The sequence below is a fragment of the Pseudomonas kitaguniensis genome (genome assembly GCF_009296165.1).
Classification (GTDB): Bacteria; Pseudomonadota; Gammaproteobacteria; order Pseudomonadales; family Pseudomonadaceae; genus Aquipseudomonas; species Aquipseudomonas kitaguniensis.
Window position 1 is genome coordinate 1 of the sequence record NZ_VUAZ01000140.1, and the last position, 15157, is coordinate 15157.

The 15157-nt window shown below is 58.0% G+C and carries 12 protein-coding genes; 5 read left to right on the forward strand and 7 right to left on the reverse strand.

Annotated elements, in window-relative coordinates; all coding sequences use genetic code 11:
- Both F0169_RS22395 and F0169_RS22400 read right to left on the reverse strand, forming a co-directional pair.
- Nucleotides 1-494, reverse strand: a 494-nt coding sequence (locus F0169_RS22395) for a GreA/GreB family elongation factor (RefSeq protein ID WP_058415386.1), incomplete at its 3' end; no start/stop codon positions are given.
- 58 nt (nt 495-552) lie between these two features.
- Nucleotides 553-909 carry a hypothetical protein gene (locus F0169_RS22400; protein ID WP_058415387.1) on the reverse strand — a complete coding sequence of 119 codons (357 nt, stop codon included), beginning with the start codon at nt 907-909 and terminating at the stop codon, nt 553-555.
- 427 nt (nt 910-1336) lie between these two features.
- Here F0169_RS22400 and F0169_RS22405 point away from each other — a divergent pair, with 427 nt between their 5' ends.
- Nucleotides 1337-1627, forward strand: coding sequence for a DUF3077 domain-containing protein (locus F0169_RS22405; RefSeq protein WP_099236497.1), 291 nt, complete (start codon nt 1337-1339; stop codon nt 1625-1627).
- Nucleotides 1628-1780: 153 nt separating this feature from the next.
- Here the strand turns inward: F0169_RS22405 and F0169_RS22410 are convergent, their stop codons facing one another.
- Entirely contained in the window at nt 1781-3634 is a 1854-nt protein-coding gene (locus tag F0169_RS22410; RefSeq protein WP_152747644.1) for an Lnb N-terminal periplasmic domain-containing protein, read from the reverse strand.
- Nucleotides 3635-3725: 91 nt separating this feature from the next.
- Nucleotides 3726-4214: a DUF3015 domain-containing protein gene (locus tag F0169_RS22415; protein ID WP_017139294.1), complete on the reverse strand. Its 489-nt coding sequence runs from the start codon at nt 4212-4214 to the stop codon at nt 3726-3728.
- A 269-nt stretch (nt 4215-4483) separates the two neighbouring features.
- Here F0169_RS22415 and F0169_RS22420 point away from each other — a divergent pair, with 269 nt between their 5' ends.
- Nucleotides 4484-6922, forward strand: coding sequence for a Lon protease family protein (locus F0169_RS22420; protein ID WP_058415390.1), 2439 nt, complete (start codon nt 4484-4486; stop codon nt 6920-6922).
- A 159-nt stretch (nt 6923-7081) separates the two neighbouring features.
- The gene (locus F0169_RS22425) at nt 7082-7411 is read left to right on the forward strand and encodes a PA4575 family protein (RefSeq protein WP_172979519.1); all 330 of its coding nucleotides are present in this window, start codon (nt 7082-7084) and stop codon (nt 7409-7411) included.
- Between the two features lie 76 nt (nt 7412-7487).
- Here the strand turns inward: F0169_RS22425 and F0169_RS22430 are convergent, their stop codons facing one another.
- Entirely contained in the window at nt 7488-9311 is a 1824-nt protein-coding gene (locus F0169_RS22430) for a hypothetical protein (RefSeq protein WP_152747645.1), read from the reverse strand.
- Nucleotides 9312-9487: 176 nt separating this feature from the next.
- On the opposite strand from F0169_RS22430, the gene F0169_RS22435 reads away from it, so the two are divergent.
- Nucleotides 9488-9976: a TIGR00645 family protein gene (locus F0169_RS22435; protein WP_058415393.1), complete on the forward strand. Its 489-nt coding sequence runs from the start codon at nt 9488-9490 to the stop codon at nt 9974-9976.
- Between the two features lie 15 nt (nt 9977-9991).
- Here the strand turns inward: F0169_RS22435 and F0169_RS22440 are convergent, their stop codons facing one another.
- Both F0169_RS22440 and F0169_RS22445 read right to left on the reverse strand, forming a co-directional pair.
- Nucleotides 9992-11431, reverse strand: a complete 1440-nt coding sequence (locus F0169_RS22440; protein WP_152747646.1) for an ArnT family glycosyltransferase — start codon at nt 11429-11431, stop codon at nt 9992-9994.
- Between the two features lie 73 nt (nt 11432-11504).
- Entirely contained in the window at nt 11505-12446 is a 942-nt protein-coding gene (locus F0169_RS22445) for a phosphotransferase enzyme family protein (RefSeq protein WP_058415395.1), read from the reverse strand.
- Nucleotides 12447-12714: 268 nt separating this feature from the next.
- On the opposite strand from F0169_RS22445, the gene F0169_RS22450 reads away from it, so the two are divergent.
- Entirely contained in the window at nt 12715-15003 is a 2289-nt protein-coding gene (locus tag F0169_RS22450; protein WP_152747647.1) for a TonB-dependent receptor domain-containing protein, read from the forward strand.
- The last annotated feature ends 154 nt before the right edge of the window (nt 15004-15157 follow it).

Here is a 15157-nt window from a genome sequence, read left to right on the forward strand (position 1 = left end):
GCCTCGGGCTCTACACGCAGCACTTCGATCAATTGGTCGCCGACGGGCCGTTTCCACAGCACCTCGTCGCCAATCTGCGCACCCAGCAACGCGCGGCCCAGCGGTGAGCCCCAATTGATCAGGCCCGCGCCGGCATCGGCCTGGTCTTCACCGACCAACTGAATGCGCTGCTGCTCATCCTGTTCATTGGCGAAGGTGATCCAACTGCCAATCTGCACCTTGTCGGTGGACGTGGCGGGCGCCACCACCTGCGCACTCTGCACACGCTGGTTGAAGTAGCGTAAATCCCGCTCAAGATCAGCCTGGCGCTGCTTGTCGGCCTGCTCACCCTTGGCGGATTCGGCGCTGTGCGCCTGCTGCAACTGCGCAACCCTGGCCTGCAGCTGCGCCAACCCTTGCGCGGTCAGGTGGTTGGGTTGCTCGCTGACCTGACGCTCCACCGGTTGATCGGCTTGGGCGGCGGCGTTGTCTTCATTTACAAAAGCTCGGCTCATGACGTACTCCTTCTATGGAGTTTGGGCCACGTGCGTCGCGCTTTAGTTTCGATGAATGTTATTGCGAGCGATAAGCCCTGCCTGCGTCGCGGTCTTTTTCATGCTGCCAGGCACGCTCGCGGTCGTCCCAGTGATTGTCTTTGTAGTCGCGCAACGTTTCGTTTTCGCGCATGGCTTTGCACTGGCGAAAGCCATCTTCCCAGCCTTCGGCGTACACACGGTCTTGCAGATAACGCGGCACGTTCTTGCGAAACTCGCCGGTAATTACCCCAGCGGCCTGGCGACCGCTGCTACAGCCATCATCAAAACCATCGGCAAACGCCGGTGGGTAACCTTTGGCCAGCAAATCCTGATGGGTTGACTGGCAACCCGACAACCACACCACCGCACACAGCATTACCGCAGACCGCCACATGGCGTACTCCCTGGCCGTTTCACGGCTTATACGGGGAGTCTAGATAAGGATTTGTTGGAGCGGTGTGAAAGGGGAGTGAGAAATGTGTTGGGTTAAAGCGCCATCAGCGACGATTCCCTTTAACTTGCAGGACGTTTCCTAGAGAATCGCTGGGCTATTGCGCCGTAGGGTTTGAGTGTCTAGCCTCCTCGGGTCGCTGCAAAACAGCGATTGGGTTTAGCGACCCGAGAAACGTAGATACGACCTCCGCAACTATTTTGGCTGGCATTTTTTGTCTGCCTTATCGTGTTATGGCGGCTGTGCGCGGGAGACCTTCGGGTCTACCGGGTTTCTAGGTTACCGGTTCGCTAACCCGCGTACAGCTGCCACCTTTTCATGTTTAGCGACATGTCTGGCAGTTTCTTCTTCCTAACCTAAGAGAAACACCATGACCAAACTCGTTCCCGATCCACCTCTGGCTTCAATCACCACCCTCGGCGTTGTCACCTTCGGCGACTACGGCGAAAACCAAAAGCCACTGTTCCGCGTCAATTCGGGCATGCCCATCGGCGAAGCCCTGGAACACGCCTCCACGCTGCTTTACTACTCCAAGAAACTCGCCATGGAAGCCGCCATGGATGTACGCGGCGAACAATACGCCTGGGCGGCGCATTTTTTATGCGAGATGGGCAAAGCAGTCGTCGATGACCTGACCCAAGCAATGACCCCCGCAAAATAAAGCCAACCAACCTCCTCACTGTGGCGAGCAGCCCGCTCGCCACAATTGGAATACGTTGGCTGCTCCGATCATTCCCACGCACTGCGTGGGAATGCTGCCCTGGATGCTACGCATCCGCTTTGAGTGCGTGACGCGGAGCGTCACAGGTGCGGATTAGTAGTGATACCACTTCACTTCGAGCATCACTTCATTCACTGGCGTCGAAAGGTGGCTGTATTCGCGCTGGGCGCTCAGGCGCAGCCCGAGGTTGCGCGACAATTCCCACTGCTGGTTCAGGCTGACACTGCGGCGCACTTCGCCATTGGTGAAGAAGTCGCCCTTGGCCTCCAGACTCAAATTGCCCAGCGGGTTTTTCCACAGCACGCCGGTGTTAAACCCGGCGGCCGGGGAGATGGCTTCGCTGAAGTCGTTGTTGTGTTCCACGCGCACGGTGCCGAGGGCGAAGCCGAGCATGTCGTCGGTCAGTTGCCAGGTGCCGCCAGCGCCGCCGTTGACGTGGGCGACCAGGGTTTCGTCGTCGTGTTTGCCCGGTACGCGCTCCAAACCGCCGGTGACTTGCCATGACCAGGGTTGCAGCAGGGCGTTGCGCGGCGTCAGCGAGCGAATGGTGGCGAGGTCCAGTTGCTGCAATTGCCAGCGATTGCCTTCGTACTGGCGCAGTTTCATTTGCAGAATTTCGATCTGCGCGCCCAGCGGGAAGCCTTCGGCGTTGTCGTTGAGGTCGTGGTAGGCCATGCGCAGGCCGTATTCACCGAAAGCTTTGTCGCCACGCGTGCCGATGCCGGCTTGCCAGGTGCGTGATTCGTGGCCGTTCTCGGGCAGGCCGGGCTGTTCAATTTTTAGGTCGGGCGCGGGGTTCTGATTGATCGCGCGCAGCAGTTCGAAGCTGCGCTGGGAGCGTTCGGTGTCGCGCTCCAGGCCATTGGCGCGGTAGCGGCCGAGGCGGTAAGCCGCATCGATAATCAGCGCCTGACGCTCGCGGGGCAGGGCTTTGAAAGCTGGCTCCTGCAATTGCTTCTGGTCATCGCTGATTTTCAGCACCCACTGTTGTTCATCACTTTGCAGCGGTTTGGCGCGCTCCAACAATTCGCGCTCACGCGAAGGGCGGTAGTCGATCTTCTCGACCAAACCGGCTTCTTTCACGGCTTTTACTGTGTCGGTCGGAATCGCGGTCAGCGGGAATTGCTCAGTCAAGCGCAGGCTGGGCCGGGCCACTTGCAGCAGTTCCAGCAGGCGGTAAGAGCAGTTTTCGTCGAAGAAAAAATAATCGAACTGGACCTGCTTCAGCTCCCACACGTGCTCAACCATGCGCTCGGTCTCGACCTGCGTGAGGTTAAGGCGGTATTCCCACAGGTCACGGTTTTCGAGGCTTCGGTATTCCGAGAGTTTTTCCTGGTAAGGCACCAGCGCAAACAGGCCGGGATAACCGCCCATCAGGCCTTTCCAGGCGTAAAGAATGCTGTTGTCGGAACCCTCGATGTAGGCGCCGAAGTTGATTGCGTAGCTGAGCAGGGCGGTCTTGTTGCTTTGCACGTCGGCCTGGTCGATGCGCAGCAGCGTGTGGCCGAACATCGACGACGGGCTATTGAGGTAGGCCGCCGGGAAGATCATCACCGCGCTGTGCGGCGCGACGTCCTTGAACCATTGCTTGAATTCTTTGCAGTCCACGGCGGGCAGGTCGGTCAGGTGTAACTGATCCTTGAGCCAGCGGGTACGTGCGGGGTAGACGCATTGGGCGTGTTTTTCGCCCTGGCTGACCGGAGCGTATAGCGCTTCGACGGTGGCCTTGAGTTCGGCGTCCGGGTGGTGAGCACCCTCGGCGGCGAGGAAAAACTTCTTGTCGCTGACATAGCTGCGCCAGCCACTTATTTTGCCAGCTTCATAATGGCCCAAAGACAGCCAGAACGGGTCGTTGGCCAAGTGCTGCAAACGTTGATCATCAATTTGCGGGGCCGCGTACAGCGGGGCGCAGCCGAGGAGTGCCAACCAGGCAAAGCGTTTGAGCATAGGGGCAACTTAAGTCGGAAAAAGTGAGACCCAAAGGGGAGGCGGGCCCAAAAATAAAACCCGCGCCCTGGAGGGCGCGGGCGGGTCGAGCTTAAGCCTGAGTAGCGTATTTCGCCAGGCGGGTGTCACTTTTCAGTACTGCCAGGGTGTTGTTGTGCACGTCATCAGCGGTCACGTCAGCTTTGCTGAAGATTTGCTGGAAGTGCTCGTGAGTCACGGCCGCAAAGTGCTCGCGGTCTTCCGGTGCAACGCCCAGTACCACCGCGTAGGTGGTCAGCGCTTCGCCATTGCCTTTGGCCATGTCTTCAGACAGCTCGTTCATCATGCCATTCATGGCAATCCAGGACTTGCCGCCGTAGGTCAGGGCGCTGTTGGTGCTGCAACCGTTGGTGCCAGAGGTCATGCCGAAGGTGGCGTTACCCGAGGTGCCGTTGGTGGTGGAAGCGAGGAAGTGAGCCGGAGTGCCGCGCTGGCCTTCGAACAACATGTTGCCCCAACCGCAGTTCGGGCCACCTGGTGATTCTGCCATTGCATTGAGGGAGACAACGGTGAAGAGAGTACCAAGAAGGATCCGTTTCATAGCTTTGTTCTCTTAGTGTGCAAACCAATGGACAAGGGGTTCAGGCGCTTCGTAGCGCCCTAGGGGCCGGTTATTAGTCCAGCCCGCGCAATTTGGAGTTTAGGCAGGTTCCTTGGGTTCCGTTATTTTTTATAAAACAATCAGTGTTATCGCGATTTTTTTGTAAGACGCATGCCGTGTCTGCGCTTTACCAAAAAGCGCGCCTTGCCAGAGCGCGTAACCGAGAGCCAGAATGCCGTTATCTGCCCCGCCTGATGTAAGGAAGCCCGATGCCTGATCCTGTTGCTGCCAGCTTGCGTCTAGCGCCCGAAGCGCTGACTCGCCCTTTTTCCGCTGAACAGTTCAGCTTCTCGACCACCAATGATTTGGAGCCCTTTCGCGGTGTGCTTGGCCAGGAACGTGCGGTTGAAGCCTTGCAGTTCGGTGTGGCCATGCCACGCCCCGGTTACAACGTGTTTGTGATGGGCGAGCCCGGTACCGGCCGCTTTTCGTTCGTTAAACGCTACCTGAAAGCCGAAGGTAAGCGCCTGCAGACCCCGTCGGACTGGGTCTACGTGAATAATTTTGATGAGCCGCGTGAACCGCGCGCGCTGGAATTGCCAGGCGGCTGCGCGGCGGCGTTCATCGCCGACATCAACGGTTTGGTCGACAACTTGGTCGCGACCTTCCCGGCGGTGTTTGAACACCCGACGTATCAACAACGCAAAAGCGCCATCGACCGCGCCTTCAACCAGCGTTACGACAAGGCCCTGGACGTGATCGAGCGCCTGGCCCTGGAAAAAGACGTGGCGCTGTACCGCGACAGCTCCAACATCGCCTTCACCCCGATGCTTGAGGGCAAGGCGCTGGACGAAGCGGAGTTTTCGCAACTGCCGGAGGCCGATCGCGAGCGCTTCCACAGCGACATTTCCGAGCTGGAGGAGCGCCTCAACGAAGAACTGGCGAGCCTGCCGCAGTGGAAACGTGAGTCGAACAACCAACTGCGCCAGTTCAACGAAGAAACCATCACCCTGGCCCTGCAACCTTTGTTGGCGCCATTGTCGGAAAAGTACGCAGAAAACGCCGGTGTTTGCGGCTATCTGCAAGCCATGCAGGTGTACCTTCTCAAAACCGTGGTCGAGCAATTGGTGGACGACGCCAAGACCGACGCGCAGGCGCGCAAGTTGCTGGAAGAGCAATACTGCCCGAGCCTGGTGGTGGGCCACCCGGTCAACGGCGGCGCGCCGGTGGTGTTTGAGCCCCACCCGACCTACGACAACCTGTTCGGCCGTATCGAATACAGCACCGACCAGGGCGCGCTTTACACCACGTACCGCCAGTTGCGCCCTGGCGCTTTGCACCGTGCCAATGGCGGCTTCCTGATTCTTGAAGCCGAAAAAATGCTCAGCGAGCCGTTTGTGTGGGACGCGCTCAAGCGCTCGTTGCAGTCGCGCAAACTCAAGATGGAATCGCCACTGGGCGAGCTGGGCCGTTTGGCCACCGTGACCCTCAACCCGCAGATGATTGCGTTGCAGGTCAAGGTCATCATCATCGGCTCGCGCCAGCTTTACTACGCGTTGCAAGACGCCGATCCGGACTTCCAGGAGATGTTCCGCGTACTGGTGGATTTCGACGAAGACATCCCGATGGTCGACGAAAGCCTGGAGCAGTTCGCCCAGTTGCTCAAAACCCGTACTTCGGAAGAAGGCATGGCGCCGCTGACCTCGGACGCGGTGGCGCGGTTGGCGACGTACAGCGCACGCCTGGCGGAACATCAGGGCCGTTTGTCGGCGCGCATTGGCGACTTGTTCCAACTGGTCAGCGAGGCGGATTTTATTCGCCACCTGGCCGGCGACGAGATGACTGACGCCGGGCATATCGAGCGCGCGCTGAAGGCCAAGGCCACGCGCACCGGGCGTGTGTCGGCGCGGATTCTCGACGACATGCTCGCCGGCGTCATCCTCATCGACACAGCCGGTGCGGCCGTGGGCAAGTGCAACGGGCTGACGGTGCTGGAGGTCGGTGATTCGGCGTTTGGCGTGCCGGCGCGTATTTCCGCCACGGTGTACCCGGGCGGCAGCGGCATTGTCGACATCGAACGTGAAGTTAACCTCGGCCAGCCGATTCACTCCAAGGGCGTGATGATCCTCACCGGTTACCTGGGCAGCCGCTATGCCCAGGAATTCCCGCTGGCGATTTCGGCGAGCATCGCGCTGGAGCAGTCCTACGGTTACGTGGACGGTGACAGTGCGTCGTTGGGCGAAGCGTGCACATTGATTTCGGCGCTGTCGAAGACGCCGCTCAAGCAGTGTTTTGCCATCACCGGTTCGATCAACCAGTTTGGTGAAGTGCAGGCGGTGGGTGGGGTTAACGAGAAGATCGAAGGCTTCTTCCGCCTGTGCGAAGCGCGCGGGTTGACCGGCGAGCAAGGGGCGATTATTCCGCAAGCCAATGTCAACACGTTGATGCTCGACGAGAAGGTGCTGCAGGCGGTTCGCGACGGGCAGTTCCACATTTACGCCGTGCGTCAGGCGGATGAGGCGTTGAGCCTGTTGGTGGGTGAGCCTGCCGGTGAGCCGGACGCCGAAGGGCAGTTCCCGGAGGGCACCGTGAACGCCCGCGTGGTAGAGCGTTTGCGCGCGATTGCCGAGATGATCAGTGAGGAAGACCTGAAGGAAGCCGAAAAGGAGCTGGCGCAACAGGCGCTGGCGCAAGCCCAGCCAAGCTGACGTCGGCGGGCCTGCTTGCTGTGGTGAGTGGGTTCACTCACCACACATTGGCTATCACCACAGGGGCCGACGCCCGTTGGTCCCTGCGGCCTTGGCTTGTCGCAGTTTTCCCCTATTCTTTGATTAAAGGCTAGAGCCAGCTTACCGAGGGTCGCCGCCGTGCCGCGCAACCTTTGCCTTACCCGCCAGTGCCTGGGCCTGGTCACCCGTATCGAATGCTGCATTCGCCCTCTCGCGGGGGATAACGGGCTGTGGACGCTGTTGTTCGCCGCCGGAATGACCGGCGAACAGCCTTCCGCGATCAAGTCACAAGGCCCGTTTCATGGGCCTTTCGGCGCAGAAAGTATGCTTGAGTCAATCGTCGACAGCCTGACCCGGCACGGTTATGCGCAAGCCGACGACCCGCCAATCTGGTGCCTGCACCTGCAAGCACATCTGCGCTGCCTCAACCGCGCGCGCTCGCCAGCGCTCAGCGATACTCACCACTGAAAAACAGCATTCCCATGCTCTGCGTGGGAATGCCGCCCTGGACGCTACGCGTCTCTCTGTCGCCATAGCCTGAGCGTTATTTGCTTTCAGGCTTGTCCAGCTTCACTTCAAAACCGTATTGCACGGTATCCAGGTCGGTACGCTGGTAACTTTCCAGGCTGCTTGGCTGGCCGTAGAAATAATGCACATCAAACAGCGCCGTGCCGTATTCCTCGGCGCGATGGCTAACGCCAAGGATCTCTTTGAGGTAGTTGCCGCTGGCGTCTTTGGCGTAGAAGCGCCAACTGTCGGCGGGGAAGTCTTTTTGATCGACGATCAGCGCGTTGTCTTTCAGCGACAGGCCTTTGGGCAGCTTGCTCACGTCAATCGTGGCTTTGTTGATGGTGGCCAGAAACAACGGCACCGAGCCCACCACAAAGGCGGGGTTTTCCGGGAACAGGTTGAGGTCGTACGTGAGCGTGCCGCTGGCAGCGTTCAACTCAAAGGCCTCGGCCGGCAGCTCGATAGGCTCACCGCGTTGGCCCTTGTCGTCTGCCGTGAAGAACGTGATAGGCGCATCGCTGTTGTTGCGCTCGGCGCCCACCAAGTCGTCATTGAAGGTAAAGGGGTGGTCGAACACGATTTTCGCAGCGCTGGCGTCTTCGGTTGACTGGCTGATGGTCACGCTTTTTTTCAGCTGCTCCTCGGTCATCGCAGCGTCTTTGAGCCAACTGGCGGCGCCGTCGTCGTACACCGTGACCGGCATCGGCAGGGCTTGTACGGTGTTTTGCAGGCTGTTCTTGTCGAAACGCAGCACCGGCAGGTCGAGGTCCTTGTGCGTCAGCGTGGCCTTTGAAAAGTCCAGTACGTCGACCTGCAGGTTGTCGATCAGGCCATTGAAGTACACCTTGGCGTAATGGCTGCTTTGCGTGTGCTCGAAGGCTTTTCGCTCGTCGGTCAGTTGTTTTTCAAACGCCTCCGACCAGGCGGTCTGCTTTTGCATGTCGGCCAATTGTTTCTGGTAAAACGCCACTTGTGCGGCGTTCTCGTTAATTGAGCCTGAGCGGGTCAGAAATTGCCCGGTGCTGTCGCGTGCCTGCACCAGCAAGGGGTTGGGCGACTCGTCGCCGACTTCCGGGGCCAGCGGCTCGCTGTTGGTCAGCTCGATTTCGGCGTAGTTTTTCTCAAGCAGCAGCAACTTGAGGGTGATATTGCCCTCGGTGCGTGTGTGGCCCACGTCTTTTTTCGACACGTCGAACGTCAGCACTCTGCCGGGCGCAACCACTTCGACCGCGCCCTTGAGGCTGACGGGCTGTGGCTGGCTCTTGTTCTCGGTCTCGACACCTTCGATGAACGGGTAGGTCACCGTCAGGTCATCGGGGTTGGTCAGGTTGGAGCTGCTCGGGCTCAGTTGGATACCGGGGTCGGTTTCCGACCATTCCGGCTGGAACGGGATCACTTTGTTATTGCTCAGCGTCACCGACTGCCATTCCAGCCCATGTGGAAACGGGAATTGGTCGGGTGTGTTGAAGCTGAACGGGAACACCGGCTGCAAATCGGTCAGGTAGTCGGAGTGCGAGGGTTTGCGCAGTACGAACAGGCCATTGATGTACGTGTCGACCAAGGATTGCGGCGTAGGGTAGTGCTTGAGCAAGGCCAGGCTGTCTTCGCCGTATTCGGCTTCGACAGGCTTGGTCGCCAGCCGGGCCCGCGCCCGTTCCAACAACAGCAGCGAGCCGCCGAGGTCGGCGATGGCGTCTCTGAGCTTGGGGTCTTGTATGGCGTCGAGCGACTGTTCGAACTTCGCGGTTTTCTCTTGAAGGGTTGCCTGTTTCTGCTCTTCTTTGGGCGAGCAGCCGCTGACCATCAGCAACACCGCGCACAGGCCGATACTGGCCAAAGGGGATCGCACATCCGTCATCTGGGTCTTCCTGTTCAACAGCATCGAGCTGATTTGATGGCTTCGACACTAGCAGAAAAATCTTATTACAGATGCCGGCAAGGTCAGTTTTATGCAGGTTAAAGGTAGCGGTTACAGGTGTTTCATAGCGGCTGGTATACTCGCGGCCTTTTTTAGCCTCGCTGTGTGAGATTCCAATGGAACGCTTTATCGAAAATGCTATGTACGCCTCGCGTTGGCTGCTGGCGCCGATCTATTTCGGCTTGTCCCTGGGGTTGCTGGCGCTGGCGCTTAAATTCTTTCAGGAAGTGATTCACCTGCTGCCGAGTGTGTTCTCGATGGCCGAGTCGGAACTGATCCTGGTGCTGCTGTCGTTGATCGACATGGCACTGGTCGGCGGCTTGCTGGTGATGGTGATGATTTCCGGCTACGAGAACTTTGTCTCGCAACTGGACATCGATGAGAGCAAAGAAAAGCTCAACTGGCTGGGCACTATGGATTCTTCGTCGCTGAAGATGAAAGTGGCGGCGTCCATCGTGGCGATTTCGTCGATTCACCTGCTGCGTATCTTCATGGACGCCAAGAACGTCGATCCGCAGCATTTGATGTGGTACGTGATCATCCACATGACCTTTGTGGTCTCGGCGTTCGCCATGGGTTACCTCGACAAGCTGACCAAGCACTGATGCCTTGCGCCGGCCTTACTGCTCGACGAAGTAGTAAGGCTGGCGACCGATTGCCATCTGTTTGATCACGCTGACCTTCTCACTCAGTTGTTCAGTGTTATCCAGCAGCGCGACGTTGCCGGGCTTGGCGCTGAGAAAACTGCGCAACTCAGCTTCGTTTTGCAGCATCGGCAAGTGCGCCTGCAGGTAGAACACGCTGGCCCCGGCTATACGCTCGTTGGGCCGGTACATCACCACGTCTCTGCCTTCGGTTTGAAAGGTTTTGGCCTGGCTGATCACTGGCACGAACGACTCACGTTTGTCGGCTTTGGGTGCAAACCAGAACGCGGCCGTCATGTAGCTGAGGATTGCCAGGGTGAACGCGCCGACGATTGCGCCCCGGTGGTAGCGGTACAGCGCCGGTTTGTGCGCCTTGAACCACGCCAACAGCACCCCGGCATATTCCGCAGCGAGCACGGCGGCGGCGGGCGTCATTGCCATCAAGTACACCACGCGCTTGCTTGAGGCCAGGGTCAGCAGGGTGAATTGCGCCACCAGCCATACACTGAAGAACAGCCGGTAGCGGTTACGCACCAGGCTTTTGCGGAAGTGCCACAGGCCCAGGTACACCAGAATGTTCCACGGCAGAAAGGCTTCCGGCAGTTTCAGCAGGTAGTAATAGAAGGGCTCGTAATGCCCTGCTTCTACAAACGAGCCGCTGAAGCGCCCGACGCTGTTGGTCCACAGCACTTCGGCAACAGCCTGCAGGCCGCCGCGCTCAAACAGAAAGCCCAGCCAGATCAGCAGCGGCGCGAGTGCCAGCAAGGTGAACACAGCGGGCTTAAGCCAGTCGCCGAGGCGCACGCGTTTATCCATCACGCTGGTGCAGGCCAGGTACACAAAAATCACAATGCCCGGCATCGCCAGGCCCAGCACACCTTTGCTCAAGGTGGCGATGGCCATGCCTGCGGTAAACAACGCCCACGCCCAAGCGTTGGAGCCTTGGCGCTCAGACTCGGGCCGTACGGCCTGGTAGAACGCCAGCAGCGCCGTGGTCACGCCCAGGCTGAGCAGCGAATCTTCACCCACACCGCGCACATTGCCCCAGTAACTGGCCATGGTCGCCAGCATCAACGATGCGCAAAACGCCATCGTCTTCGGCCGCCCGAATGTGCGCAGCATTGCGTAAAACAGCATCACACTGATTAGCCCCGCAAACGCCGACGCCAAGCGCACGGCCCAGGTCGTTGCGCCAAACAGGCGAATGGCGCCGGCATCCAGCCATAGGCTCAGCGGTGGTTTTTCCAGGAAGGGCTCACCAAACAAACGCGGGATCACCCAGTCATTGTCCAAGTGCATGGCCATGGCAATCCCGGCGACGCGGGCTTCGGTGGAGCCTTGCAGTTGATGGCTACCCAGCGCAAAGAAGAACAACACACCAGCGAGAAGGAGCAGCAGAGGAGCGGGACGCATCATGGTTCTGGCTACCGAGGCAAGAGACCGCTCGGGGGAACGGCCTAGGCAATCGGCTAGTATAGGTAGGCGATTCTTAATATTTCGTGAACGGATGTGGGTTTCTGCAGGGCTCATTTGCGCGCATACACTCAATGTCAGCCTCGAACTTATCGCCCATGAAGTATTCAACACGGTTCAATAGCGTAGGTATAAGTTGCTCGTCCATACGTGTGTGCCCAAGCAGGAAGCAACACACCGCGAGTGAGCGTAATTGAATATATGGTTTGATGGTGTTTAACGTCGCGCTAGTGGCGGAGCGACTGTTGTAGCCCTGCAATAACCAATGAATGCATGGATTGATGTTGCAATCTCTGGCCGTGAGTGAATAGGCCATCGCGCCCAAGTCGAAATTTCTGTTTGCAAACAGGGCGTCTTCAAAGTCAATAAAATAAACGCGCCCGTCTGCGTATTTAGCATTGCCTAGCCAGGCGTCGCCATGGCACAACACTGCACAGTCGTGTAAAGCCTGGTCCTGAATTGAACGGCAGTTGCGGGCAATTTTTGAACGCATAGGCGCAGGTATAGCCGAGGTGCTTTTCAGGCTTTTCTGGATTCTGCTGCATTCTTTTTCCAGGCACAGAATGCGCGGGGCACGCTGCGAAATATCAGTGGTTGGCAGGTTGTGCAGCTCGGCAAGTGTGCTCGTATATGAAAATATATCAGCGCTGTTGTTTGTTAAAGGTCGACCGCCAACATTGTTATACAAGATAGCCAGTCTGGTTTCGCCAGCCAGTTTGATTGCAACGCAGGCCGCGCCTTGACGTGAGCGGACGACCGTTGCTACGCCGATATTATTCGCCCTGAGGGTATCCATCACGGACAACTCAAACGAGAGGTCGGCCGGGCTTCTTGAAGGGGAAAATATTTTTAAGTAGTACGTCGTATTGCTAGTCACTCTGACTGTGTAGTTTACGCCTTTGGTAATGATCTCTACCGCGGCGACGGTGATAGGGAAGTTGTTCTGTATGACGCGCATCAGGTCTGCTTCGAGCGAATTTAATCTGCACACGCGCTTGCCCCTTAACGACACTCTCGACCAAAAGTAAACCACGTTTATCGCGTTCGGCTAGCCCTCGTCCAACAACCAGGCCTGCCAGGAAGCTACGCCTCACCTTTGCGGTCACAGCGCCGGTAATAATTACTACACAATAAGTGTATTAATATGCCTCCCCAGCGGATACCTTTCCGCACACACCGCCCAAGGCAAACACGTTGGTACTTCTACTTTCTGAGGAAGGCTGTCGATGAGCACGAAATACACTCCATGCAAGCCAGCGCGCTTGCAGGTAGCCGTCAAATTCTGGGTGCCATTTTGTGCGCTTGGACTCGTCAGTGCGATGGCCCAGGCGGCAGACAGCACCGATGCCCCCGCCTCGACAGCAGCGCCCACCCTTGGCACGGTGTCTGTGATCGGCCAGGGCGAAACGCGCCAGGTTCAGCGTGTTGATGAAACCACCGTAAAACGCTACGCCGCCGGTACCAACCCGCTGAAAACCTTGCAGAGCATGTCGGGCGTGAACTTCCAGTCCGGCGACCCGTTAGGGCGTGAAGAGGGCAGCCAGCGCATAAGTTTGCGCGGTTTCGATATGCACCACTTGGGCTACACCCTGGACGGCGTAACCCTGGGCAATATGAGTTTCGGCAACTACAACGGGCTGAGCATCTCGCGCGCGGTGATCCCGGAAAACGTCGGTTCTACGGTGGTTGCCGCGGGTATCGGTTCGCTGGGCACCGCGTCGAACAGCGACTTGGGCGGGACCATCCAGCTAACCACCGCCGACCCGGATAAAGAGTTCGGTGGGCGGTTGTCGCAGACCCTCGGCAGCTACGCCACTAATCGCACGTTTTTGCGTGTTGATACCGGTGAATACAACGGCTTGTCGGCGTATGTCTCGGGTGAAAAATACGACGCTGACGCCTGGAAGGGCAATGACAACCCGCAGAAGTCCGACGCGATAAACGCCAAGGTTGTGTATAAGTTCGGTGATAACCGCGTCAGCTTCTTCCACAGCACCTCAGACCATGAAGAGGCCAACCTGCTGTCGCTGTCCAAGGGCATGCTGGAGCGGCTGGGCTACAAATACACCTATTACACCCCCGACTGGACCCGCGCGGTGAATGCCGCCAATGGTATCTATAGCGGCGGCGTCAAAAGCGCTTCAGAAGGTGTCTACAACGCCAGCAGCTTGCGCTACGACGAGCTGGATATTCTGAACGGCAATTTCAGCCTGTCAGATAACCTTGTGCTGGATACCACCGTTTACCATCACCATAACTCCGGTTATGGCAACTCGTACTACCCGTTCACCTACAATACCGGGACCACAATAGTGCCCGCCAACTCGTTGCGCAGCACTAAATACGGGATCGACCGAAGTGGTTTTCAGACCTCACTCACCTGGTTCCTCGGCCAGCACGAGATCGAGGGCGGGTTCTGGATCCAGTCCAACAAGAACGATATAAGCCGCTACATCTACGACACCACCGGGCACTCGCCACAGAACCATATCGTCACCACCAATGATTACGCAGTGTCGGCCACCGTATTCGATCAGTCGTACAACGACCTGACGCGTCAGTTCTATTTACGCGATACCTACACGTTAATGGACGACCGCTTAAAACTTGAGTTCGGCGCCAAAAGCAGCGTGACCAACACCACCGCGGTAGGCAAGGCGGGCGGCTACGCCAGCGGATCGTTGCAAGCCAGTGATCACTTCCTGCCTCAGATGGGCGCGACGTACAAGTTGAATGACCAGGACGAGGTGTTTGCTTCTTACTCGGAGAACATGTCGGCGTTCCCGTCCGGCGCCTACAGCCCCTTCAGCACTACCCAGACAACGGTAGACGCGCTCAACGGCTTTCATGGCCTGAAGCCGGAAACCTCGAAGACGGTTGAAGTGGGTGTTCGACGCACGACCCAACACTACATTGCCTCGGCCACAGCCTATAACACCCAGTTCGACAACCGCCTGATCGCTATCGCCAACTGCACCGGTATCGTGATCTGCGCCAATGGCGTGGCCAACGTGGGCTCGGTGACCAGCCGAGGCGCCGAGTTCGCCTTTGCATTAATGCCTGACGAACATTGGCGCTGGTCCAACTCGCTCTCGTACAACCACAGTACTTACAATGACAACTACACCAGCAACGCGCAGACGGTGAATGTAAAAGGTAAAACGGTCGTCGATACCCCCAAAATTATGTACTCCAGCAGCGTGGACTGGAACTGGAACCGCTGGAGCGCGGGCCTGCAGGGGAGTTACATGGCCAAGCGTTATTACACTTACACCAATGACCAGAGCGTGCCCGCTTACTGGCTGGCCAATGCGAGCATGGCGTACGACTTGGGTGCATTCGCGGGGCTGAAGGACACGTCGGTGTCATTGAACGCGATCAACCTGTTCGACAAACGCTACATCTCAACGCTGAACACCGATGCCAGTGCGGCCGCCGACCCGAATGGAGACTTGCAAATACTGCAAGTGGGAACGCCGCGCAGCGCCTTCGTTACACTCTCGACGCGGTTTTGATTCAATTGCCCCCGCGCAAAAAAGGTTCGTCACGGAATCCCGGGAAACACAGAAACAAAAACGCCGATTTGGTTGATGCTCTTCGTGCGATCAAACACATCTAAAAATCGGCGTTCTGCTCGGGCTCAGTTCATTGAATCAATATCAAACGGGT

What these genes read in the sequence shown, in the direction of transcription:
- F0169_RS22400 (WP_058415387.1), bottom strand. Translation starts at nt 909, where the DNA reads ATGTGGCGGTCTGCGGTAATGCTGTGTGCGGTGGTGTGGTTGTCGGGT.
- F0169_RS22405 (WP_099236497.1), top strand. Translation starts at nt 1,337, where the DNA reads ATGACCAAACTCGTTCCCGATCCACCTCTGGCTTCAATCACCACCCTC.
- F0169_RS22410 (WP_152747644.1), bottom strand. Translation starts at nt 3,634, where the DNA reads ATGCTCAAACGCTTTGCCTGGTTGGCACTCCTCGGCTGCGCCCCGCTG.
- F0169_RS22415 (WP_017139294.1), bottom strand. Translation starts at nt 4,214, where the DNA reads ATGAAACGGATCCTTCTTGGTACTCTCTTCACCGTTGTCTCCCTCAAT.
- F0169_RS22420 (WP_058415390.1), top strand. Translation starts at nt 4,484, where the DNA reads ATGCCTGATCCTGTTGCTGCCAGCTTGCGTCTAGCGCCCGAAGCGCTG.
- F0169_RS22430 (WP_152747645.1), bottom strand. Translation starts at nt 9,311, where the DNA reads ATGACGGATGTGCGATCCCCTTTGGCCAGTATCGGCCTGTGCGCGGTG.
- F0169_RS22435 (WP_058415393.1), top strand. Translation starts at nt 9,488, where the DNA reads ATGGAACGCTTTATCGAAAATGCTATGTACGCCTCGCGTTGGCTGCTG.
- F0169_RS22440 (WP_152747646.1), bottom strand. Translation starts at nt 11,431, where the DNA reads ATGATGCGTCCCGCTCCTCTGCTGCTCCTTCTCGCTGGTGTGTTGTTC.
- F0169_RS22445 (WP_058415395.1), bottom strand. Translation starts at nt 12,446, where the DNA reads ATGCGCGTCATACAGAACAACTTCCCTATCACCGTCGCCGCGGTAGAG.
- F0169_RS22450 (WP_152747647.1), top strand. Translation starts at nt 12,715, where the DNA reads ATGAGCACGAAATACACTCCATGCAAGCCAGCGCGCTTGCAGGTAGCC.